General features: G+C 35.4%; 21 protein-coding genes, 3 tRNA genes and 5 pseudogenes. 12 read left to right on the top strand and 17 right to left on the bottom strand.

The annotated features are described in order from the left end of the window. The 3 genes from rplI (at window position 1) to ONG75_RS07665 (ending at window position 2,155) form a co-directional block, all read left to right on the top strand. Window positions 1–555, top strand: a complete 555-nt coding sequence (gene rplI, locus ONG75_RS07675; protein ID WP_010402757.1) for a 50S ribosomal protein L9 — start codon at window positions 1–3, stop codon at window positions 553–555. A gap of 236 nt (window positions 556–791) precedes the next feature. Further along, window positions 792–2,084 (top strand): adenylosuccinate lyase, encoded by a 1,293-nt coding sequence (gene purB, locus ONG75_RS07670; RefSeq protein WP_064085669.1) that lies wholly within the window; start codon window positions 792–794, stop codon window positions 2,082–2,084. After that, window positions 2,084–2,155: transfer RNA gene (locus tag ONG75_RS07665), tRNA-Met, on the top strand. Before purB ends, ONG75_RS07665 begins: the two co-directional genes overlap by 1 nt. A gap of 554 nt (window positions 2,156–2,709) precedes the next feature. Here ONG75_RS07665 and ONG75_RS07655 read toward each other — a convergent pair. Beyond that, window positions 2,710–3,975 carry an iron-containing alcohol dehydrogenase gene (locus ONG75_RS07655; RefSeq protein WP_264376164.1) on the bottom strand — a complete coding sequence of 422 codons (1,266 nt, stop codon included), beginning with the start codon at window positions 3,973–3,975 and terminating at the stop codon, window positions 2,710–2,712. Between the two features lie 42 nt (window positions 3,976–4,017). On the opposite strand from ONG75_RS07655, the gene dapE reads away from it, so the two are divergent. The 3 genes from dapE (at window position 4,018) to ONG75_RS07640 (ending at window position 7,435) form a co-directional block, all read left to right on the top strand. After that, a complete protein-coding gene (gene dapE, locus ONG75_RS07650; protein ID WP_264376163.1) occupies window positions 4,018–5,214 on the top strand; it encodes a succinyl-diaminopimelate desuccinylase in 1,197 nt (398 codons plus the stop codon). Window positions 5,215–5,498: 284 nt separating this feature from the next. Further along, entirely contained in the window at window positions 5,499–6,881 is a 1,383-nt protein-coding gene (gene tnpC / locus ONG75_RS07645; protein WP_264375454.1) for an IS66 family transposase, read from the top strand. 263 nt (window positions 6,882–7,144) lie between these two features. Beyond that, window positions 7,145–7,435: a hypothetical protein gene (locus tag ONG75_RS07640; protein WP_007301973.1), complete on the top strand. Its 291-nt coding sequence runs from the start codon at window positions 7,145–7,147 to the stop codon at window positions 7,433–7,435. Here the strand turns inward: ONG75_RS07640 and ONG75_RS07635 are convergent. The 3 genes from ONG75_RS07635 to cutA form a co-directional block, all read right to left on the bottom strand. After that, entirely contained in the window at window positions 7,432–7,794 is a 363-nt protein-coding gene (locus ONG75_RS07635; RefSeq protein ID WP_255563436.1) for a hypothetical protein, read from the bottom strand. The genes ONG75_RS07640 and ONG75_RS07635 overlap by 4 nt on opposite strands. 204 nt (window positions 7,795–7,998) lie before the next feature. Further along, window positions 7,999–8,070, bottom strand: a tRNA-Gln gene (locus ONG75_RS07630). After that, window positions 8,061–8,396: a divalent-cation tolerance protein CutA gene (gene cutA, locus ONG75_RS07625; protein ID WP_010402294.1), complete on the bottom strand. Its 336-nt coding sequence runs from the start codon at window positions 8,394–8,396 to the stop codon at window positions 8,061–8,063. Before cutA ends, ONG75_RS07630 begins: the two co-directional genes overlap by 10 nt. Window positions 8,397–8,657: 261 nt before the next feature. Between cutA and ONG75_RS07620 the strand changes: the two are divergent. After that, a pseudogene (locus ONG75_RS07620) lies at window positions 8,658–8,897 on the top strand (transposase); the annotation flags it as partial. An 80-nt stretch (window positions 8,898–8,977) separates the two neighbouring features. Continuing rightward, a pseudogene (locus ONG75_RS07615) lies at window positions 8,978–9,798 on the top strand (IS630 family transposase). A gap of 25 nt (window positions 9,799–9,823) precedes the next feature. On the opposite strand, the gene ONG75_RS07850 reads toward ONG75_RS07615, so the two are convergent. Together ONG75_RS07850 and ONG75_RS07610 are read right to left on the bottom strand one after the other, a co-directional pair. Continuing rightward, the gene (locus ONG75_RS07850) at window positions 9,824–9,943 is read right to left on the bottom strand and encodes a reverse transcriptase N-terminal domain-containing protein (RefSeq protein ID WP_395461312.1); all 120 of its coding nucleotides are present in this window, start codon (window positions 9,941–9,943) and stop codon (window positions 9,824–9,826) included. Further along, window positions 9,918–10,046, bottom strand: coding sequence for a hypothetical protein (locus tag ONG75_RS07610; RefSeq protein WP_264376161.1), 129 nt, complete (start codon window positions 10,044–10,046; stop codon window positions 9,918–9,920). The genes ONG75_RS07850 and ONG75_RS07610 overlap by 26 nt, the downstream gene beginning before the upstream one ends. A 118-nt stretch (window positions 10,047–10,164) precedes the next feature. On the opposite strand from ONG75_RS07610, the pseudogene ONG75_RS07605 reads away from it, so the two are divergent. Then, window positions 10,165–10,975: pseudogene (locus ONG75_RS07605) on the top strand (IS630 family transposase). A 327-nt stretch (window positions 10,976–11,302) separates the two neighbouring features. Here the strand turns inward: ONG75_RS07605 and petA are convergent. The 6 genes from petA to ONG75_RS07575 form a co-directional block, all read right to left on the bottom strand. Further along, the gene (petA, locus tag ONG75_RS07600; protein WP_006014178.1) at window positions 11,303–11,902 is read right to left on the bottom strand and encodes a ubiquinol-cytochrome c reductase iron-sulfur subunit; all 600 of its coding nucleotides are present in this window, start codon (window positions 11,900–11,902) and stop codon (window positions 11,303–11,305) included. Between the two features lie 94 nt (window positions 11,903–11,996). Then, on the bottom strand, window positions 11,997–14,699 hold the full coding sequence (gene gyrA / locus ONG75_RS07595) for a DNA topoisomerase (ATP-hydrolyzing) subunit A (protein WP_264376160.1): 2,703 nt from the start codon (window positions 14,697–14,699) through the stop codon (window positions 11,997–11,999). 51 nt (window positions 14,700–14,750) lie between these two features. Further along, a tRNA-Val gene (locus ONG75_RS07590) sits at window positions 14,751–14,823 on the bottom strand. Window positions 14,824–14,887: 64 nt separating this feature from the next. Continuing rightward, complete coding sequence (locus tag ONG75_RS07585) at window positions 14,888–15,754, bottom strand: tetratricopeptide repeat protein (RefSeq protein ID WP_264376159.1); 867 nt, start codon at window positions 15,752–15,754, stop codon at window positions 14,888–14,890. A gap of 68 nt (window positions 15,755–15,822) precedes the next feature. Next, the gene (locus ONG75_RS07580) at window positions 15,823–16,221 is read right to left on the bottom strand and encodes a DUF1284 domain-containing protein (protein WP_064085958.1); all 399 of its coding nucleotides are present in this window, start codon (window positions 16,219–16,221) and stop codon (window positions 15,823–15,825) included. Continuing rightward, entirely contained in the window at window positions 16,218–16,745 is a 528-nt protein-coding gene (locus ONG75_RS07575; protein WP_010403957.1) for a biotin transporter BioY, read from the bottom strand. The genes ONG75_RS07580 and ONG75_RS07575 overlap by 4 nt, the downstream gene beginning before the upstream one ends. Before the next feature lie 85 nt (window positions 16,746–16,830). On the opposite strand from ONG75_RS07575, the gene ONG75_RS07570 reads away from it, so the two are divergent. Together ONG75_RS07570 and ONG75_RS07565 are read left to right on the top strand one after the other, a co-directional pair. After that, window positions 16,831–17,421, top strand: coding sequence for a nitroreductase family protein (locus ONG75_RS07570; RefSeq protein WP_010403959.1), 591 nt, complete (start codon window positions 16,831–16,833; stop codon window positions 17,419–17,421). A gap of 116 nt (window positions 17,422–17,537) precedes the next feature. Beyond that, window positions 17,538–18,348, top strand: a pseudogene (locus tag ONG75_RS07565) (IS630 family transposase). A gap of 28 nt (window positions 18,349–18,376) precedes the next feature. On the opposite strand, the pseudogene ONG75_RS07560 reads toward ONG75_RS07565, so the two are convergent. Then, a pseudogene (locus tag ONG75_RS07560) lies at window positions 18,377–19,257 on the bottom strand (IS110 family RNA-guided transposase); the annotation flags it as partial. Between the two features lie 170 nt (window positions 19,258–19,427). Beyond that, window positions 19,428–20,135 carry a glycoside hydrolase family 5 protein gene (locus tag ONG75_RS07555; protein ID WP_264376157.1) on the bottom strand — a complete coding sequence of 236 codons (708 nt, stop codon included), beginning with the start codon at window positions 20,133–20,135 and terminating at the stop codon, window positions 19,428–19,430. A 72-nt stretch (window positions 20,136–20,207) separates the two neighbouring features. Between ONG75_RS07555 and dapF the strand changes: the two genes are divergently transcribed. Continuing rightward, window positions 20,208–21,002, top strand: a complete 795-nt coding sequence (gene dapF, locus ONG75_RS07550) for a diaminopimelate epimerase (RefSeq protein WP_010403976.1) — start codon at window positions 20,208–20,210, stop codon at window positions 21,000–21,002. Between the two features lie 6 nt (window positions 21,003–21,008). Here the strand turns inward: dapF and sucD are convergent, their stop codons facing one another. The 3 genes from sucD to rpsU are packed head-to-tail and all read right to left on the bottom strand — an operon-like array spanning window position 21,009 to window position 23,285. Next, entirely contained in the window at window positions 21,009–21,890 is an 882-nt protein-coding gene (sucD, locus tag ONG75_RS07545) for a succinate--CoA ligase subunit alpha (protein ID WP_064085491.1), read from the bottom strand. Between the two features lie 3 nt (window positions 21,891–21,893). Then, window positions 21,894–23,054, bottom strand: a complete 1,161-nt coding sequence (gene sucC, locus ONG75_RS07540) for an ADP-forming succinate--CoA ligase subunit beta (protein WP_264376156.1) — start codon at window positions 23,052–23,054, stop codon at window positions 21,894–21,896. A 30-nt stretch (window positions 23,055–23,084) separates the two neighbouring features. Further along, entirely contained in the window at window positions 23,085–23,285 is a 201-nt protein-coding gene (gene rpsU / locus ONG75_RS07535) for a 30S ribosomal protein S21 (protein ID WP_007302350.1), read from the bottom strand. Between the last annotated feature and the right edge of the window lie 112 nt (window positions 23,286–23,397).

The raw sequence follows: 23,397 nt of genomic DNA, 5'->3' as shown, positions 1-23,397 counted from the left end.
ATGTTAATAATTTTAAAGGAAAATATAACAACTTTAGGTAAGCTTGGTGAAGTTGTCAAAGTTAAGCCAGGTTATGCACGTAATTTTCTTTTTCCACAAAAAAAGGCGATGAAAGCCACTAAGGAAAATTTAATAAAGTTAGAGGAACAGCGTTTATTATTGGAAGAAGAAAATATCAAAAAATTAAATGCAGCAAAAGTGCTTGCATCATCACTGCATGATAAATTTATTATATTAATAAAGCAAGCTTCAGAGGATGGAAAGATTTTTGGCTCTGTAACCACACGTGAAATTGCAAAAACTTTATTACAAGAAGGATATGATATAAGTCATCATAGTTTATCTTTTGGTGGAATAAGTATCAAAAATTTGGGCGAGTATCAAGTAAATATAGAATTACATAGTAAAGTGATAGTTCCAATTACTATATACGTTGTAAGATCTGAAAAAGATGCACATGAATTGAGGCAAGTAAAGTTGCAAAATCAGAAATCTGAGCAACAAGAGGCAGAGCAAGATGCGAGTAAAGAAGCTACTGATGGTGATGATAGCTGATCAAAGATGATCCCTTGTTATAGTCGTAAAGAAATGTCTTCCATTGCTAAGCTGGTATCATCCCAGTGCTCCCCTCATGTCATCCCAGTGCGTGACACTGGGGTCCAGTTTATTTCATCATGGACATTATTTTATGCTTCTAGAATCCGTTGTCCATTGAATAATTTGCAAATACTTTTATATCTGGATTCCAGTGTCATGCACTGGAATGACACCATTATTGAAATAAATCAAAAATGATCCCACGCTATAGCCGCAAAGAAATGTCTTCCATTTGGGAAGAAAAAAATAAGTTTAATATATGGCTCAAAATAGAAAAATTAGCGTGTGAAGCTCAAGCAGAGTTAGGAGTGATTCCAAATAGTGTTGCTCAGAAGCTCTCTGATGTTATTGAATTTGATATTGAACGTATTAACGAAATTGAATCCATTGTAAAACACGATGTTATAGCTTTTTTAACATATGTTGCTGAAGAAGCGGGAGTTGATGTTCGTTATCTTCATTATGGAATGACAAGTTCTGACGTTTTAGATACATGCCTTGCGGTTCAGTTAAAGGAATCATGTGATATTTTGCTCGAAAATTTAAAAAATATACTTTCAGCACTGAAAAAAAAGGCTGAGGACTATAAAAATATTGTTTGTGTTGGGCGCAGTCATGGAATGCATGCAGAATCAACAACTCTTGGATTAAAATTTGCTAGATTTTATGCTGAATTTAAACGCAATTATCAGAGATTAATTAGCGCGAAAACAGAGATCTCGATTTGTAAAATATCAGGTGCAGTAGGTAATTTTTCAAATGTTGATCCGTTTGTTGAAGAGTATGTAGCGAAAGAAATGGGACTTATACCTGAAACCATATCGTCTCAAGTCATTCCTCGTGATAGACACGCAATATTCTTTTCAGTTTTAGGAGTGATTGCAAGTTCAATAGAGAATATTGCCGTTGAAATACGTCACTTGCAAAGAACTGAAGTTGGAGAAATTTCTGAGTATTTTTCCACTGGTCAGAAGGGAAGTTCTGCTATGCCGCATAAGTGTAATCCTATTTTAAGTGAGAATTTGACTGGGCTCTCACGCTTAATACGCAGCTATGTTTTTCCTGCATTAGAAAATGTTGCATTATGGCACGAACGAGATATATCGCACTCGTCTGTGGAAAGATGCATTGCTCCTGATGCTTGTATAGCAATGGATTTTGCTTTAGTACGATTAACAGATTTGATAGATAAATTGGTGATCAATAAGGAAAACATTGAAAAGAACTTAAATTCTTCAAAAGGCTTGGTTTTTTCACAACGAGTATTACTCGAGTTGGTAAATAGTGGTTTGGCGAGGGAAGAGGCATATAAAATTGTTCAGAATAATGCAATGAAAGTAAAGCAAGATAACAGTGATTTTCTGTTCGAATTGAAACAAGATAAATCCTTGCATGGAATTATTGACTCTGAAAAACTTGAGTCTTTGTTTGATTTGAAGTATTATATGAAACATATAGATTACATATATAGCAAGGTTTTTAATTAGGCTGAGTAGCTCAGTGGTAGAGCAGGAGGATCATAATCTCTTGGTCGGGGGTTCAAATCCCTCCTCAGCCACTCAAGCTAAGCTATGGTTTGGCGATAGCAGCGCACTTGACAAAATAACGTGATTCATTGTCAATTAACTGAAGTTTTTTTTCAGTTGTTCATATAGTATATGGAATAATGTATGTGAAGTGATAAAGATACAACATTTGTTGTATCTATTCAGGGGAATGGCTAATGGTATCCGTTCAAGAAAGTGGTAAGGTAGATGAGAAAAGACAACTAAATGAATTTCATCCGAGTAGCTGACACTGGCATCTATATAAAGACAATCTAATGCACTCATTTAAAGTGAAGTTTTCTGGATCCCAGTGTCTAGACACTGGGATAACAAGAAAAGAGTTGACTTGAATGACACCGAATAGGTACTGGAACAGAGGCTACTTGAATAATATTTTACCATGTCATTCCAGCACTTGATGCTGGAATCCAGAAGTTTTTTGAGCACAAAAGTCATGCTAAGTTTTTGTTGTTAAGAAAGGCTGGATAGCTACTTGCATGACACCATTTGTTACTGTGTTTTTGTCTATCTTATTTTGCTACCCTACTGAACGAATACACAAAATCTAACTTTTTTCTATACAACCAGCCAGGTCAAGAAAGGTGAATCTATCTCTTGTTGCAAATGTAAGATTGACTACCTTGCAATATTGCTCTTTGTTCCAATTAAGATGCTCCGGTAAGTACGGAATTGATAGATCTTCAAATACTTTCTGCAGGTGTTTTGCAGATAGTAAATTTTGCTTAATTAAACTAGAAATATTACTCCATTCTTTGCAAATAATCTCTTGAATTTTTTGCTGCATCATTTGCTTCTGCTTTAGAATTTTTATAAATTCGGTATTACCAAAGCACTGAGTTATATGTTTTACATCTAAAGTGATCGGTTTGGTAATCGGGTTTCGTATTGACAATATCTCCTCTTGCAAGTTAGCCATGGTAATCGTTGTCACAGCAATTTTTTCCCCATGTAACGAGGAGGAATAATCCTGTGTTACCATCTCAATTGCATGAGCTATCATATGTTCTCCTTGACTTGCAGAGTAACTGCCTTTTGACATCACCATTCCGAGTCCTGAAATCAATAAGGCTTCCATAAGTAATAAAACTACTCTTTTATCTTTTTTAGCAAGTGCCAAGTGTTCTCTGAGCAAAATTTCCTCCAGATTGCGAACAAGTTTAAAGGGGAGTTCATTATATTCTGTGCCAAGTAATAGATGAGATAATAGCCAATCGGCTTGTACTGTTGAACGGCAGATGAAATCTGCAAATCCACTTAATGTGAGGCGTGGTGGTGCGTTGGCAATTATATCGGTATCAATGTATATTGCCTTTGGAAGATGTGCTCCGAACGATTTTTTATATCCATCAACTAATATTGAAGCGTTTGCAGAGCTATATCCATTCATGGAAGCAGCTGTTGGAAAGGATATGTAGTCTTTGCCTTCTAAATAGCTTGCGTACTTACAGATATCATTAACAGTGCCACTGCCAAATGCAACCATTAAGTCACTATCTTTTGCTTTATTTCTAACTAGGTTTACAGCTTGGAGAGAAGCAGCTCTGTTCATTCTATTTGGTGTCATCCAAGTAGCGTGACACTGCGATCCATCATAGTCACGCGCTGGAATGACAGGTGTGGCTGGAATAATTAAATGAGAAACTTTATTAAGTATGTTTTTGTTTAAAAGTTTTGCTGTATTTTCATCTGCAATCAGAAAAATGTCATTTCCATATTGTCTACATATTTCATAGATATTATCAGCAAGTACTGTTACTTCCCTAATAAGAACTTGTTCTGTGTGCTGTAATATTTGTTTTAAATATCGCATAGAATGTTTACAATACGGTAATGTTAGTATTTCAAGATTGATATGAAGATTGACCCTGTAGAACTAACTAAGAAATTAATTTCTTTTAAAAGTATAACACCAAAAGACGATGGGGCAATAGAGCATATAGCAGCCATTCTCAAGAAAAGTGGTTTTGAATGTGAGATTTTAGAGTTTGGTGATAAAGTTAAAAATCTTTATGCGAAATATATAAATGGAGTACCAAACTTGTGTTTTGCTGGACATGTTGATGTTGTACCACCAGGTGAGTTAAAAGATTGGATATCTGATCCATTTAAGCCAGAAATTAGAGATGGAATGCTATATGGAAGAGGAGCAGCTGATATGAAAAGTGGAATAGCCGCATTTATTGCTGCTATGGTAGATTCAGTTGCAGGTAAGTTTCGATTCAGTGGTTCAATCAGTGCATTGATTACCAGTGCTGAAGAAAGCGCGGAAGAACATGGAACAAAGGAAGTTTTGGAATGGATGAAAAGTAAGCAAAAAAAGATAGATTTTTGTATAGTTGGAGAACCAACGAGTAGTGAGAAATTAGGTGATACCATAAAAATAGGTAGAAGAGGTTCTGCAACATTTAAATTGATTTGCCATGGTAAACAAGGGCACGTTGCCTACCCAGATCTAGCAGATAATCCAATATATAAAATGGTATCGATACTAAGTAAGATAAAAGATACCACTTTTGATACTGGTAATAAATACTTTCAGCCTTCACATTGCGAAATTACTACTATCGACGTTGGAAATAATACTAATAATCTAATACCTAGTTCAATAGCAGCAGGTTTTAATGTTCGATATAACAATACACAAACACCAGACGTTTTATATAAGATGATTGATGCAATATGCACCAATGTGACTAACGATTATAAACTTTCTATGCAGAACAGCAGGGACGTTTTTCTCTCTAATCCTGACAGAAATACTGATATTATGCTTGATGCGATAAATAAAATTACCGGTATTGATGCTGTGCTGAGCACAAGTGGTGGCACATCTGATGCTGCGTTTATTAAGGATATTTGTCCAGTAATTGAATTTGGTATGATCAACAAAACCGCACATCAGGTAAATGAATGCGTATCAATAGACGATATACATAAATTAACAGCTATATATAAGGAGTTTATAAAAAATTATTTTTACCCCACTAATAAAATATTAAACCAGATCAATGTAATTGGTAATACGCCTGATGGTCCATTATTAGCTTGAGGTGCAGTTGCATAGAGAAGAAAACTTACTAGACACATTTTACCAGCCCCTTATTATAATATTAAGGGTATTTTTGACTCAAAACTTGTCTTTGATCTGTGCAAGCTCAATAACAAAAACTCAGTAAAAAGCTTATTGGCGAAAATTATCTGTTCAGCAGAGTGACAAAATAAGATAGACAAAAAGGGTATAAGAACAAATAGTGTGTATCCGTTCAGCGGAGTGGCAGAATAAGGTAGACAAGGTGATCTAAAAAGATAATCATAGAGCAAAAGTGAGGTAATGTGGTAAACCTTTTAGAGCTTTGCAAAAATTTACAGCAAAAAATAGAAAAGTTAGAAGCAAAAATAGAAAAGCTGGAAAGGGAGAATGAAAGTTTAAAAGCAGAGAACAAGGCTTTAAAGATAGAGAACGCTGAATTAAAGGAAAGGCTTGGTTTAAACTCGAAAAATTCATCTCTACCAAGCTCTAGAGAGTTGTACAAAATAAAAAAGGACAAGCCAAAGAGCGACAGAAACGTTGGTGGTCAGGTTGGTCATAAAGGAAGTTTTCGCGCCAAAATGGATGCAGATGAGGTGATAAAAGTAAAGTTGTCATCTACTTGTGAATGCGGAGGAGGGATTGCAATATGCAATGGACCGTACATTCATCAAAAAGTTGATCTTCCGGAAATTAGGCCTTATGTAGTGGAATATCAGATGGAGCATGGTCGTTGCCGGAGATGCGGAAAAAGAAGAAGCAGTAAGTTACCAGAAGGTGTTACGTCAGATACATTTGGTCCAAGGGTTAAGTCAATAATTGCAGCGTTCAGCGGATTCTACAAAAATTCAAAACGCGAAATAGCGAGTGTCGTAAATGATATCTTCAATTTGAACATAAGCGTCGTTAGCATATCAAATAGTGAACATAGAGTTGCTTCAAAATGCAAAAAAATGTATGAGCAGATCGAACAAGAGATAAGTAGGAGTAAAGTTCTACATATTGATGAAACGAGCCATTATAACAAAGGTAAACTCGCTTGGTGTTGGATGTTTGCAAGCAATACGGCAAGTTTTGTGAAGTTGACAGAGTCAAGAGGAATGAAAGTTTTAAAAAATAACGCATGCTGCAATCATAATAGCTTAGTGGTAACCGACAGGTACGCAGTATACAATTACTTTGCTGATGAAAAAAGGCAAATCTGCTGGGCACACTTAGCAAGGGATTTTGAAAGATTAGCGCATAGTTGGAATATTGAAGTCAAAGTTCTTGGCTGTTACTTAAGAAATGTAGCTACTGAATTATTTGCACTAAAAAAGGCTTTGCTAAAAAATGAGATAGATGTTTTTAGATTTGCCAGACGTGCCAGAAAGTTGCGAAAACGTACAAGGTATTACTTGAAGGAAATATCCTACTTACCTGAAGCAATTGGAGCCTCTCGAGTTGCGAAAAATATTTTGAAATCTGAAAGAATGATGTGGAATTTTTTAGATGACCCAAAAAACATTCCGCTGACAAACAACCATGCTGAACAGCAGATACGGCATTATGTCGTTTACCGCAAAAATTCGTATTTTACACAATCAAAGCGGGGAAATGCATTCCTTGAACGGATAATTTCGTTATACTTAACATGGAAACAAAGGGGTCTCAATCCTTTCCAAAACCTCTTATCTATTGTTTCTTAAACCACTCTCCTGAACGGATACAATAGTGTCATGCAACACTGGTGTTTTGTACACAAAACGTTGTAAAGCGCTTTTGTCAACCTGGATCCCAGCTCGGATAACAAGAAAAGAAGCACTGGTTTCACATAGATCTGAATAGATATAATTTCTTAAACATTTATAGCTCACATAAAACCCGGTCTGACTGTCATAAAGGCTACTCATTGCAGCAGACAACTTTCGCACTACTTCAAATTCTAATTTTCAACTTAAAGAGGTACATAATGTCAAATAACTTCAATTTCAAAGAATTTTTTCACCATCACGAAGCAAATAGCACTTTAGATGATATACAAAGGTACTGCATACTGTGGCAATCAGTGATATCACAGGCAATGATTGATGCAGCAAGTAACTGTAAAAAAACAGAAAGCTTGGTAGAGAAACGTAAAGCAATTTCCTGGCTATCAGACTTCAGTCAAGATTTTGTTGAAACATGTATACTGGCTGATTGCGATCCGTTATACGTAAAAAACAAAATACAGCCAATTCTAAAAAAGATAAAGCCCTTTTAATGAGGTTTACCCCTCTCACCAAGAAAAATATCATTTAATCTTTTTTCTATAGCTTCATCTATATCTTGGATTAATAGCTGCTTTATCATATTCACTTTCCGTTCTGCCTCTTGAAGATTATTGTTACCGTAACTGTTCTTATTACTATAACCATAACTACTGCCATTTGGTTTATTACTCATTTTTCTTCTTGTTCTGAGTATCTGAACTATCTTCTCCTTGAAAAAAGACTTCCAGCCTGTGCCAGAAAATAATTTGTAGAGAAAATGCGGAGTAAGAAACGCTACTAATATTCTAATAGAAACTCCATAACCCAAATCATCTCTATTTTCATAATACCATTTTAAATATTGATACAAATGGTAAAATGCATTTTTGAAAGAGCTAAACTCTACAGTATACCAAAAACCATTAGTGAGAAACATAAGCATAATGCTCGATGTATAAAGATACAGAGTGAAAAGAAATAGCTTGACAACTATATCTTTCAAGCTGCCCAGTATATAATTAAATAACCTTAATTTATAAAAAAGTGATATCATTTCACGCACACTTTAATAAAGCTGGGGTGGAAGGATTCGAACCTTCGCGTGACGGTATCAAAAACCGCTGCCTTACCACTTGGCTACACCCCAATATTGTTTATATCAATAACATTATTAACCCAATTAGTAAAAGATTTATTCGCTTTTCCTATGGGTATTATCACAACGGCTGGTTGATCATAAGAATGCATTGCCTCGATTTTTTCTACAATCTTATCAGCCTGATCATTCCTACTCTTCATAATTGTCACCACTTCACAATTACTATTAATTTTACCTTCCCATAAATACAGAGAATTTACTTCAGGAAATATATTTACACACACAATTAACTTCTCGTTTAACAATTCTTCAGAAATAGCCTTAGCCTCTTTCAAGTTTGAAAAAGTTATATAGACTAAAACTAAATTGCTCATTAACCGCTACATAAATGCATTTTTACTATACTCTACTTAGATTTATTCATCAAGAGAAAATAGGAGAGACCTCTTCAGTGCTTGACACACAGAAATTGAAGATGTCATTTAGTAGCTCTCCCCTTGTCATCCCAGTAGTTCTCCTCTTGTCATCCCAGTGCGTGACACTGGGATGGCTTTGTTGCATCGCTCAAGTGAAAAGAACTGGCAGTTACTGACAAAATTCATTATAAATAGCCATTTAACTGTTGAAGAAAAAATATGCCACAAAAAATGAGAGTCAGTAACTGCCATGAATATAACAAATTTCTCCAAGAAAGAGGAAGCATTTTTTGTTATATCAATGACGCCATAGAAAATTGGTACGAGAATTGTCCAAAAATGCAGGGCGGCAACTATATTTATAGTGATAAAGTTGTGATTTTAGTGCATATAATCGTCAGTTTCTTTAGAATTGGTTTAAGACAAACAGTCGGGTTTATAAAAGGGTATTTGCAACAAAAATGAATTTTGTCAGTATAGCCCTTCTCATAATAGTCCAAAAAGAGTAAGATATGGATTGATAGTAGTGGAAGGTAAGGATGCCAGTAGCATATAGTTATGACTTAAGAAAAAAGGTAATGGAAGCATTGGATGAAGGAGAGAGTGGAGAAACTGTTGCCAAGAGATTTAAGATCGGAAAAACAACTTTATATGAGTGGAAGAAAAGACGTGAGAAAACGGGAGATTTTCAGTCAAAAAAGCCTGGAAGCGTGGCATAAAATTACCGACTGGAATGCATTTGCCGAATTTGCAAATGAGCAAGGTGGCAAAACTCAGTCAGAGATGCTGGGGCAATATTAGTAGACAAACAATTCATCGAGCACTTAAAAATATAGGATTCACAAGAAAAAAAAGACCTACGGATATAAAGAAAGAAATGAAGAAAAGCGAGCTCAATTTTCAAAGGTTATAGCAACAAAAGAACCTAAAGAATTAGTGTATATAGATGAGTCTGGACACTGAACCTATGGGTATTGCCAGAAAGGACAGCGGTTTTATGCCCTAAAATCTGGGAAGAAAACTCAACGAATTAGCATGGTTGCAGCCTTAAGTGGAAGAAAAATAATTGCTCCGTTAACCTTTGAAGGCCACTGCAATATGGATATCTTTAATAAATGGTTTGAGCAGTTTCTGACACCGATTTTGGAACCTGGACAAACTGTTATCCTTGATAATGCTACTTTTCATAAGTCTAATAAGATTTGCTAAAGGAGTTGGTGCAGAAATTTTATATCTTCCTCCATATTCTCCAGATTTTAACAAAACTGAACATTATTGGTTTGCTATAAAAAACAGAACCAGGAAAAACATTCCTTTATTCAAATCTTTTCGTCATGCTGTCGATTCTTCTTTCTTATGACCTTTTTGGACTATTATGGGAAGGGCTATAGTAATAACCTCTGAAGATTATGCATCTTCTTGATATCATTACATTGTGAAGCTCGGTAAATTCGTTTTTGTAGCTTAAATGAAGATTTCTCAAGCTTGCGCCAAATTCCATTCATACTTAACATTTTGTTGGCTCATAACATATTCACTACTATTCACAACTTTACCTTCCAAATTAAAGTGTTTACGTCTGCATATCCCAAATATTACTTTAGGCATTAGCTTCTTAAACAATCCCTCCACATAGAAGCATTTAGTGGGCCACCTTCTTAGTTATAGCTCTTTTCATAATAGTCCAAACGAGGTAAAATAAGGTTTTATAGTAGTGAAGGTAAGGATGCCAGCAGCATATAGTTATAAAAAAAGCAATGGAAGCACTAGAAGAAGGAGAGAGCAGGGAAACGGTGGCAGCAAGATTTAAAATTGGAAGAACTACGTTATGGGAGTGGCAGCAAAGAAGAAAAGAAACAGGAGATTTTCAGTCAAAAAAACTTGGAAATGGAGGTTATAATCACAAAATTACTGACTGGAATAAATTTACTGAATTTGCTAAAAAATATGGTGGTATCGGAAATGGCTAAGCTTTGGAGCAATGTTAGTATCCCAACGATCCATCGAGCTCTTAAAAAAATTGGACTCACACGCAAAAAAAGACATATGGATACAAAGAAAGAAACGAAGAAAAACGCGCTGAATTTTTGAAAATTATAGCAACAAAAGAACCTCAAAACTTAGTTTATATAGATGAGTCTGGACACCGAGTTATGGATATTGCCAGAAGGGACAGAGGTTTTATGCTCTAAAATCTGGTAAAAAAATTCAACGAATCAGTATGATTGCAGCCTTAAACGGCAGAAAAATAGTTGTTCCGTTAACATTTGAAGGCCACTGTAATATGGATATCTTTAATAAATGGTTTGAGCAGTTTCTGACACCGATTTTGAAACCTGGACAAACTGTTATCCTTGATAATGCTACTTTTCATAAGTCTAATAAGATTTGCTAAAGGAGTTGGCGCAGAAATTTTATATCTACCGCCTTATTCTCCCGATTTTAACAAAATTGAGCATCATTGGTTTGCTATAAAAAACAGAGCTAGTCCTCTATTCACATCTTTTCGTCATGCTGTTGATTCCGCTTTTCTATAAGCTTTTCGGACTATTATGAAAAGAGCTATATTAAGCTATATAACTCAAAATCTTGATAAAATGCAGAAAAGTTTTTTTAATTTCAGCTCCATCCTCGAAGAGTTAGAAAATAACTTTAAGCAAGTTAGTCAGAATTTTTCTGACGCAAAGGAACAAGTTTTAAATTTAGCTGTCAACTCTGAAAATTTGGCAGGCAAGTTTCTTAATTATCACCCGAATATGTGCATAGTATAAAATTAGCTTGATAGACTTCAAGAGCTTTGCCTATGAAGTCAGTGTGCTTCTTGAAATGCAATATACTTTTATTACTTTAATTATGAAAATCCGTTAAGCCTTCTTGCCAATTACTACAATATTTTCACTTGGAAAAAAGTAGTCAGGTATAGCCATGTTCTTTGGTGCAGGACCGCCAATTACTCGGCCTGATGTGTCATAATATGAACCGTGACAAGGGCAGAACCAACCGTTGCCGTCTTTTGTAGCGTGATCAACTGGTACACATCCAAGATGGGTGCATATTCCAATCATAATTAACCATTCATCTTTTCCTTTGTATACTCTTTTTTCATCTGATTCAGGATCTCTCAAATTTTCTGCATTTATGGCTCTTGCAGCCTCAATCTCTTGTTTTGTGCGCTTGCGGATAAATACTGGCTTACCTTGCCATTTTACCTTTTTTCCTTGTCCTTCTTGAATATCAGATAGATTAACCTCAACCGTAGACATCGCTAAAACCTCAGCAGAAGGATTCATAGACTTAACCAATGGCCAAAGACCGCTTGCAGCTCCTATACCTGCCATGGCACACGTAGTTAATGTGATAAAATCTCTTCTACTCTTATTTTTGGCAAAATCTTTAACAAGAGATGTTTTTTTATTCTTCTCATTCGTCAATGATTTTTTATTTTTAGTTAACTTCTTATCCATCAATCTCTACTTGAACATAGACATATATTTTAATTTAAATATTATAGATTAATCAATAGAAATTTGCACTATTTGTTTAACCTTTGCTATACAGTTAAGAAGAAACAGAGTTGTCAATTTCGGAAATACTATCTTCAGTGGAATCGGGATCCTCAACTTTCGCTACTGACACCACCTTTTCTCTACTCTCTGTTTTAAACAGAGTGACTCCTTGAGTGCTACGTCCTGCAATTCTGATATCATTTACTGAAATACGAATTAACTTTCCTTTATCTGTAATAAGCATGATATTGTCACCCTGTTCAACTGGAAAGCTAGCAACAACATTACCGTTTCTGTCGGTAGTAAGGATATTTGTAATACCAACACCACCTCTATTTGTTACCCTATACTCGTACGCAGAAGTTCTTTTACCAAAGCCATTTTCAGTAATAGTTAATATGAACTCCTCATTCATTGCAAGTTTTAAGAACAGTTTGTTATCTATTCCTAAATCATTCAAAGTCTTTTCCAATTTAGAATCAATGGAGTTATTAATTGCAGTCCCCAGTCTTTTTGCAAGTGGAACTTTTAAGTAAAGTTCTTTTGTTTCTGTTGCTACACCTATCCCATTTAATATGGTCATAGATATCACGCTGTCATTCTTTGCAAGTCTGATACCTCTTACGCCATCTGAATTGCGACTTTTAAATTGACGCACATCACTTACAACAAATCTGATACTTTTGCCGAATCTTGTTGAAAGAAAAACATGATCAATTTCATTGCATACTTTAACTGATATTAACTTATCTCCTTCATCGAGCTTGATTGCTATTTTTCCATTGCTTGGAATATAGTGAAAATCTGCTAAAGAGTTGCGCCTTATGTTCCCATGAGCAGTAGCAAAAACTATGTTTTGATTTTCGTCATTTTCACTTGGTAATGGCATTATATTAGTTATAGTTTCACCATCGCTAAGCGGGAATATATTAACAAGTGCTCTTCCACGTGCAGTTGGCTCTGCAATAGGTAACTTATAAACTTTTAATCTATAGACTCGGCCAATATTAGAAAAGAATAAAAGGCTAGTGTGGGTATTCCCAACAAATAATTTTGTGGTTACATCCTCTTCTTTTAATCCTTGTCCTAGCTTTCCTTTTCCACCACGACGCTGAGTTCTATAATGAGAAAGCTTCACACGCTTGATATAACCATTCATAGTTACGGTTATCACCATATCCTCTTGTGGAATTAGATCTTCAGCTTCAATGTCCGTATCTGATTCCTCTATTGAAGTTTTTCGCGGCACAGTAAATCTGTTCTTTATTTCTTGTAGATTGTTTTTTATTTCTTTCATCAACTTCTCTCCTGAGCCAAGAAAAGCGATATATTCTTTTATCAGGTTGATCATTGAACTTAGCTCAGCTTCTAATTTGTCTTTTTCAAGGCCTGTTAAACGTTGCAATTTCATGTCAAGAATAGCTTTCGTTTGCAGCTCAGTTAATCTATACACTCCGTCTTTCAAAAAGCTTGTGCTGTCTGAGATTAATCCAATAATTGTGTTTATCTCAGCTGAAGTTTTCCATTCTTTATTTAAAAGTTCTCTACTTGCTTCCGCAGGATCTTTTGCACCACGGATGATTTTTATCACTTCATCTATGCTCAAGACCGCAATGTAGAGCCCTATATATATATGAGCTTTTTCCCTCGTTTTTCTTAGACGAAACTCTGTTCTCCTGATTAATACTTCTTTTCTAAAATCAATAAAAGCAGCTATAATTTCTTTCAACGACATCAAAGCAGGCCTGTTGTTGTTGAGGACTAAAGTGTTAACACTAAAACTACTTCTTAGTGGAGTTAGTCCCAATATTTGATTAAGTATAAAACTTGCTTCAGCATTTCTTCTGAGGTCAATTACTACCCTAATACCAGACTTATCAGATTCATCCCTAATTTCTGTTATGCCATCAATTCTTTTTTCTTTTACAAGCTCACCTATCTTCTCAATTAATTTTACTTTATTTACCTGGTAAGGTATTTCATCAATCACTATTGCTTGCCTATCTTGTGACAGGTCTTCCATGTGAGTCTTGCCTTGCACAACAATTGATCCACGACCCGTTGCAAATGCTGATCTTATTCCAGACCTTCCAAGAATCGTTCCCCCAGTTGGGAAATCCGGTCCTGGCATCACTTCAAGTAACTCATCCAAAGTAACTTCAGGATTATCTATATATAACATACAAGCATCTATTATTTCTCCAAGGTTGTGAGAAGGAATATTGGTTGCCATACCAACTGCAACACCGCTTGCACCATTTACCAATAGATTCGGAAATTCTGCAGGCAGTACAACAGGCTCTGTTTCATTTCCATCATAGTTTGGCCTAAAATCAACTGTATCTTCGTCAATATCATTTAGTAAAAAATGCGACACTCTGTGGAGCCTTGCTTCTGTATATCGCATTGAAGCTGGCGGATCTCCATCTATCGAACCAAAGTTACCTTGCCCATCAATAAGTGGTAAAAGAAGAGAAAAATCTTGAGCCATCCTGACCAAGGAGTCATAGATAGCCATGTCACCATGTGGGTGATATTTTCCCATTACATCCCCGACTATACGAGCTGCTTTTTTATACGGTTTACCGGCATCGAACCCAGCCCTCGACATTGCGTATAATATGCGCCTATGAACAGGTTTAAATCCATCTCGCACATCAGGTATAGCTCGACTTATGATCACACTCATTGCGTAGGAGAGATAAGAATCCTCTAGCTCTTTCACTATTGAAACTGGTACTATGTTGTCTTGCATTTTCTATACTTTGATTGAAATAATTGTAATATTAATATTCAACTAGGCTAATGGGCAATGACAGACTTGAACTGCCGACCTCCTCGGTGTAAACGAGATGCTCTACCAGCTGAGCTAATTGCCCCTCTAGATATAATTCTATAGTTCAATGTTGTTGTTGTAAACAAAAATAGCGATACAAGCAACTCTTATGGAATCGCTGGGTACGCACTATGGAGTTGTATAAATTTTAGCCTTGCTGCTACCTTGTATAAAGGTATTCTTTCACTTGCATTTTTTGACATGTTCAACAACTTTGAATAACATGCTGTGGCATTTTTAAAATCTGAGAGCTTATCTAGAATAACAGCTAAATTATAGGTATAAAAAATATTGTTTTGATCTAAAGAAATTGCTGCTTTCATATATTCTTTAGCTTTTACGTAATCCCCTTTTTTCATATAGATCAAACCTAAATTTGCTGATAAAGGGGCGCTATTTCTGAGTGTATCATACAATTTCAACATTTCACTCAATGCTAAATTAGGATCATATTGTGAGATTATCGTCAGAAAATTCTTTAATACATAAGGGTTGCTAGGATATTCTTTTAACAGTCTTGTGTAAATCTCTACAGCTTTTTTAAATTCTTTGTTAGCGTAATAGATATTCCCTAGTCCAATTAAAGCACTTTCATGATAAGGAAATCTTGCGATAATCTGATTGAGGAGAGAAGTAGCTGTTTCACTATCTCCTAACTCAAAGGAATCTTTTGCTTTTTTTAAAATAGAGTATATGTCAAAATTCTTGCCAGAATTCTGCGAAATTTTGATATTAAATTTGTCACTTTTTCTCTCGAGAACATCAAGATCTTTATATTTTTTATCAGCTTTTATATGCTTGACAACACTATCAAAGACCTTCTGTATCTCCAAATTTTCACTAGCATAGGTAACAGAAGACCTCCATAAAATCACAACGCAAATTAACATGCAGACAAACATAGATCCTAGTGTTGTGGCATTGGCTGCAGCGCGTAACCAGTAAATCTTATTTCTTTGAACTATACGCAACACATTACAAATTCATAAATGCTAAATTACTTATCTAATATAATAATAAAGATATTATTAATTGGCAGATACTATTTAGAATGAGTTAAAAGAGCACTTCTACAGATTCCATATGGTTGCCAATTACACTCCTCACATGCGTAGTCAAATTTCTCTAAAGACATTTTCTTTCTAATTCTTTTTACTGCTTTACTCCAGGTCAAAATCTCGCCAATTTTTATTCCTAAAATTTCCATATGCCTTCTATCTAGCTCTAAAACTTTAGCTTGTGTGGTACATTTACCTTGTTTAGTCTGGTTTGGGCAAACACTACAAATAGTGTCAAGATTATCAACTACTTCGATTTTAGTATTAGGATCACTAATTACTTTACTTGCTATCTTTTTGTAATTTTCTACAAAGCTCTGAGAATATCCATACCCTTGAAATGCAAGAGTGCACATAAAATGATGAGGACGAAACCTTATCACTTTTTCAAATACTGCAAAGCTGCTACAAGTAGAAAAATTTTTACCAAACCAGGAAGGATGAATGGTAAAACACCTACCATTATTGCTTGTTTCAGACCCACGTAAATAGTAAGCCAACTAATACCACAAATAAAGATTACGACTGTACCCGCCAGACAACTTAAAGAATTACACATAAATGATTTATATTTAGAGTTCAGTAATTCATTTACTCTGCTCATTACTACAACAGCAACTAAACAGCCAATCAAATATCCACCTGTTGGCCCGAGAAAAATGTGATAACCACCAGAAAAATTCGCAAAAACAGGCAATCCTGCTGCACCAAGTGATAGATATGTAAGCACAGAATAGAATGCTGTTCTGCGGTTAAATTTAAGCCCAATAAGCATTACTCCTAAAGTTTGCAATGTGATAGGCACAGGCTGCAATGGTATGCTTATTTGAGCCATCAAGAATAAAAGTAAAACGCAAGACAATATTTCAGCCAGTGTTGATCTGCTGCTAGATTGTGTTATAAACATACTTTCCCAATAAAAATAACTTATTAAATGTCATATATGTGTATGAGAGGTTTTGCAATTTAAATTTTGCTCATATTGTGCTACAATGAATTATTTATGCACTATTAAATTAAAAATGATGAGTAAACAAGATCTATTATCGTTGATGAAAGCAAGACACAGCGGACGTTCATACGATCCTACAAGAGCAATATCTCAGGAAGACATGGATATTTTAATGGAAGCTGTAAGGCTGACTCCCTCATGTTTTGGTGATGAACCCTGGAGATACGTAATATGCAACAAACAGAACAATCAAAGCGCATGGGAAAAGCTGCTAAATTGCCTTGATGAATCTAATCAAAAGTGGGCAAAAGATGCACAAATACTAATTATATCTCTAAGCGCTAAGAATTTCCGTAAATCTGACAAAGGTGAAAATTTTTGGGCTAATCACGATACTGGTGCAGCAAATTATGCACTTATGCTACAGGCTGCAGCTATGAACTTAATGGCTCATCAAATGGGTGGATTTGATAGAGATAAAATAGTAGAAAAATTCAACATATCCGATGATTTTAATGTAATGTCAGTGATAGCGGTTGGTTACGAAGAAGATGGCGCTGAAACAAGTAAGAAGAAAAGAAGACCAATAGAAGAAATATTTTTTTATGATGAGTGGCCAAAAACTAGTTAACTTACTTTGACCACCCCTCTCTCAATACCTTAAAAATAGGATTATCTGGTAAGTATAGCTCTTTTCATAATAGTCCAAACGAGGTAAAATAAGGTTTTATAGTAGTGAAGGTAAGGATGCCAGCAGCATATAGTTATAAAAAAAGCAATGGAAGCACTAGAAGAAGGAGAGAGCAGGGAAACGGTGGCAGCAAGATTTAAAATTGGAAGAACTACGTTATGGGAGTGGCAGCAAAGAAGAAAAGAAACAGGAGATTTTCAGTCAAAAAAACTTGGAAATGGAGGTTATAATCACAAAATTACTGACTGGAATAAATTTACTGAATTTGCTAAAAAATATGGTGGTATCGGAAATGGCTAAGCTTTGGAGCAATGTTAGTATCCCAACGATCCATCGAGCTCTTAAAAAAATTGGACTCACACGCAAAAAAAGACATATGGATACAAAGAAAGAAACGAAGAAAAACGCGCTGAATTTTTGAAAATTATAGCAACAAAAGAACCTCAAAACTTAGTTTATATAGATGAGTCTGGACACCGAGTTATGGATATTGCCAGAAGGGACAGAGGTTTTATGCTCTAAAATCTGGTAAAAAAATTCAACGAATCAGTATGATTGCAGCCTTAAACGGCAGAAAAATAGTTGTTCCGTTAACATTTGAAGGCCACTGTAATATGGATATCTTTAATAAATGGTTTGAGCAGTTTCTGACACCGATTTTGAAACCTGGACAAACTGTTATCCTTGATAATGCTACTTTTCATAAGTCTAATAAGATTTGCTAAAGGAGTTGGCGCAGAAATTTTATATCTACCGCCTTATTCTCCCGATTTTAACAAAATTGAGCATCATTGGTTTGCTATAAAAAACAGAGCTAGTCCTCTATTCACATCTTTTCGTCATGCTGTTGATTCCGCTTTTCTATAAGCTTTTCGGACTATTATGAAAAGAGCTATAGTATATCCAATCCAGGAATTTTGGTAAAATCTATACCAGTTACTCGATATAATTCTTCATGCAAAGCAAAGTTTGGTTTACTTTTTCTGTGCTTATTTTTCTCTTCACCTAACTTTTTACTCTCATCAGACTTTGTCTCAAATGTTTTATAATATTCTTAAATGCTCCTGTCACATTCTGCTACTTTTTCCTGATAAATATTATATAGCTCAAATTCTTGCTTTAATGTAAATAGGTGTTCTTTTCTATAGTTTCCTGCTAATGCTTTTGCAATAACAGATTTATCACTTTTTATTCGTCCATCTCTTAGTTCAGCCAATTTTTCAGGATTATTCTCACCATCTATTATTGCTTTAATAATTTGCATTCCAGTTACACCAGTTGTATCGCTTATAACTTTATGTAGTTGAATATTCATTTGTGTTAGCGCTTTTTGCATACGCAAAGTATGTGTAGAAGCATTTTCAATTAAATTTTTACGTTGCCGAACATAACTACGCAATACACACATTTGATCATCTGGCCTAAATGACCCTTGGAGTAACCCGTAACTGTGTAGTTGTTGAATCCATTTGCACATCTGATTTTCTCCCAGGTACATTTTTAACATGTTTTGCGTTTACCAGTTTTACTTCAAATCCGTGTGATTCAAGTACTTGAAACAAAGGAATCCAGTACACTCCTGTTGACTCCATGGCTACTGTATTAACTTTACATTTTTTCAACCATTTTGCTATGTTGTAGAGATCTTACGTAAAGCAGCTAAATTTTTGTATACGTTGTTCATCGCTTCCTTCGGGTACACATACATAATGTACAGCCGAGCCAACATCGATTCCTGCTGCATTAGATCTCTAATTTACTTTTGAACTTTGCCATTTTTAATCTCCATTATATAATAATCCATAATTGAGAAGTGCTTAAGCTTGGGACGGTTGAGTTATACATTCTTCTAATCGAGGTAGCCCAAAAGGCTCCATCAGTGGTTCGACCGTTCCTCCAAAGCCACGCTGTCCTACGGGCACTTAAGGCACCATTGCACAGTTCGGCTATAACTGCAAAAAGCTCTTCTCTACAAAATTATACATAAAATTTGCTATACACTCAGCTAGGAAGTTTCTTTTTGGTTTGACAGGTTTTATCTGTCCGGCGCTGTCCAGTATGATAGGGGTTTTTAGGTCAATTCGGCGGATGCTATATACCATGCTGCTATAAAACCTAAATAAATCTTTCTGAATTCGACTTTGTTCTACATTATGAATGGCAGAATTGTTAGTATTATAAAGCCTTTCTGGATGTGGTTCATTTAAGATATTATATCCAACAATGGCAGGATGGTCCTTAAGTTCTCTTGCAAGATCTTGCCAAAATTTTGCTGCTTGTTTTTGAAAAGCTTGATCTGACCATAAACGTAAATCATCTTTATCGTTATTATTTTGCTTCCATCTAGATCCAGGTAAGCTAAGCATCGTTAACACTACTGGTATTTTTTGTTGATGAAAAGCATCTAAAACATCTTTCAGAACTTTCAGGTCTTTGGAAATCAGGCCCGGATAATTGTCTGCATTGCCTAAGAGGAAGTCACGTTGCGTAGTTTCAAATTTGTCAGGAGCAAGACGAATAAAACCAATTTTGTATTCCTTTGCTGCTTTGATTAAGTCACTATCAACTTTTCTATTGAAAACATTTGCTCCCTTTCTAACTCCAGTTTGCCAAAAGAGCATTTTGCTGTTCTCCGGTATTGACTTAGCACTCACATTACAGAAAACTATAGAATACAAAACAGCTGTAATTAGAAGAAAAATTTTCACTTATATAATTTTGCTATAATGGTAAGTAACCTAACAGACAAGATCCCGTTTGTAAAGATGCATGGTACTGGCAATAGTTTTGTTATCATAGACTCACGTTCAGCAAATAATTTAGACTGGAATTATAGACAAATTGCTGATCAAGGCAGTTGTGATCAAGTGATAATTATAACAATGTCTAATGCTGCAAACTGCTTTATGCATATCTACAATGCTGACGGTAGTCGAGCTGAAATGTGTGGAAACGCAGCACGCTGTGTTGGATATTTGATAATGTTAGAAAAAGGTACTGAATATATCACTATTGAGCTGATAAATAATCGTATCTTAGAATGTTTTAAAGTAGGTGATAAATCAATAAAGGTCAATATGGGTAAACCACTGCTTAAATGGAATGAAATTCCTCTTTCTTGTGAATGCGATCCCCTTTATCTACCTATAGAGCTTGAAATGCTGAAAGAGCCAGTTGCAGTAAATATTGGTAACCCTCATATAGTTTTTTTTGTTGATAACATAAGCGAAATACCATTGCAGAATTTAGGACCAAAGCTAGAAAATCACGAATTATTTCCTCAGAAAACAAATGTTAGTATTGCACAAATAGAAAAATCTGGAGAAATAAACTTAAGAGTTTGGGAAAGAGGAACAGGTATTACTGCTTCATGTGGTAGTGCGGCTTGTGCAGCATTTGTTGCATCTATACTTCGTAAGTGTTTGGCTACTAAACAAACTTCAGTGCATTTACCAGGAGGTCAGTTACTGATTGAGTGGTCAAAAAATATACTGATGACTGGGGATATAGGGTTTTTATGACCTAGGCTAGGCACTGACACTCATTACTTCTAACACCTTTTTACCAATCACAGCAGGGGTTTCTGCAATCGCAATCCCAGCACTGCGCATAACCTCTAACTTTGCACCAGCACTTCCGCCACTAGAGGAGATAATAGCCCCAGCGTGCCCCATACGTCTTCCTGGAGGTGCTGTTTGACCTGCTACAAAACCAACGATTGGCTTTTTAGTTTTTTCTGTTTTCACAAAATGTGATACATCCTCTTCTTCGTTTCCACCTATTTCACCAATAACTACAATACCATGAGTATCGTCATCTTTTAAAAAGAGCTCCATACAGTCAACAAACGTCATACCATGAACAGGATCCCCTCCAATTCCTATACATGTTGACTGACCAAGACCAACAGCGGTTGTTTGTGCTACCGCTTCATAAGTTAAAGTTCCAGAACGAGACATAATTCCTATATGTCCACGTCTGTGAATATGTCCTGGCATAATTCCTATTTTGCATTCTTCGGGTGTAATAACCCCTGGACAGTTTGGGCCAATCAATCGACTGTTTGAACCAGCGAGAGCGTGCTTTACCTTTACCATGTCAAGTATAGGAATGCCCTCTGTGATGCAAACTATTAATTCTATCTCTGCATCTATTGCCTCAAGTATTGCATCAGCTGCAAATTTAGCAGGTACATATATCACAGTAGCATTCACATCAGTTTTTTCTTTAGCTTCTGCTACGGTATTAAAAACTGGTAAATTAAGGTGAGTGCTTCCACCCTTGCTAGGAGTTACACCGCCAACCATTTTGGTTCCATAGCTAATTGCTTGTTCTGAATGAAATGTACCTTGTGCACCAGTAAAGCCCTGGCATATTAATCTTGTATCTTTATTTACTAAAACAGACATACTCTACTTCACCTCTTGTACTATTTTCTGTGCAGCCTCGTCAAGTTCGTCTGCAGCAATAATATTTAGCCCTGACTCTTCTAAAATTCTTTTTCCTTCTTTAAAGTTAGTGCCTGATAATCTAACCACTAAAGGGACCTTAATATCTATTTCTTTTGCAGCTTCAACTATTCCATTTGCAATGATATCACAACGCATTATACCGCCAAATATATTAACCAAAATTCCTTGTACATTACTATCAGATAATATAATTTTAAATGCTTCAGTGACAGTTTCCTTATTTGCTCCACCACCAACATCTAGAAAGTTAGCAGGCTCTGCTCCATAGTACTTTATTATATCCATTGTTGCCATAGCAAGACCTGCACCGTTCACCATGCAACCAATATTGCCATCCATTTTGATGTAACTAAGTCCATGTTTTGAAGCTTCTATCTCTTCTTTAACTTCTTCATCATAATCACGAAGCTGCACGATTTCTGGATGACGATATAAAGCGTTGTCATCAAAATTAATTTTAGCATCAAGTGCAACAAAATCCCCGGAATTTGTTTCAACTAGTGGGTTAATTTCTATTTGGCTTGCATCAGTTGTAATAAACGCATCATATATATTTTTTGCAATATTTGTTATTCTTTCTATTTGTTCTGAATTCAAATTAAAATTATTGGCAAGTTTACTGTTATCAAGATTTGTAAAACCAGTAGCAGGGTCAATATCAAATTTCACAATTTTTGTAGGAGAATTTTTTGCCACTTCTTCAATATCCATTCCACCTTCTGAGGAAAATATAAATACTAACCTACTGAGCTTTGGATCAACTACTAGACTCAAATAGTACTCTTTTTTAATGCTTGAACCTTCCTCAATGTATACTCTTCTTACCTGCTGTCCACTAGGCCCTGTTTGATGAGTAACTAAAGTTATGCCAAGCATGTCCTTTACAAGTTGTTGAGCTTCTTTAGTTGACTTTGCTAGCTTTACGCCACCAGCCTTACCCCTACCACCTGCATGAATCTGAGCTTTAACCACAAACACGTCAGATTTTAGTTGATTTATTTGAGTTTCTACTCCTTCTGCAGATGTAGCAACAAAACCCTTTGGTACCGGGACATTAAACTTGTGTAAAATTTCCTTTGCTTGATATTCATGAATATTCATAAGATAACTAATTATTAACCTTAGTAAAAACTACCAACCATAACGCTGTCTTCTGCATTCTTGCTGATACCTCTTTTTCCTTGCTTCAGCTTTTTTTTTAGCTGTTTTCTCTGATTTCTTTTCGTGATATTTTTTTTTCATTTTGAGCCCTCTTCCTTCCTTTTGAATTATTTTTCTCAACACTGGAAGAGCTCTATCTACATCACCATAATGGACTGATACTTCAATCAAACTCTATACCTCCTTCGGTAATCACTTCAAAATCCATTTATAAATTAGAAAATTAACATTGTCAATTATTTTATAAACTTGAGCGATAGAATATGATATGCAGTGATTTATA

Origin of the sequence: Wolbachia endosymbiont (group B) of Sphaerophoria taeniata (assembly GCF_947179355.1) — a bacterium.
In the GTDB taxonomy this organism is placed as follows: domain Bacteria; phylum Pseudomonadota; class Alphaproteobacteria; order Rickettsiales; family Anaplasmataceae; genus Wolbachia.
Note: the sequence above shows the minus strand (reverse complement) of the source record. Positions and strands in the feature narration are given on the sequence as shown.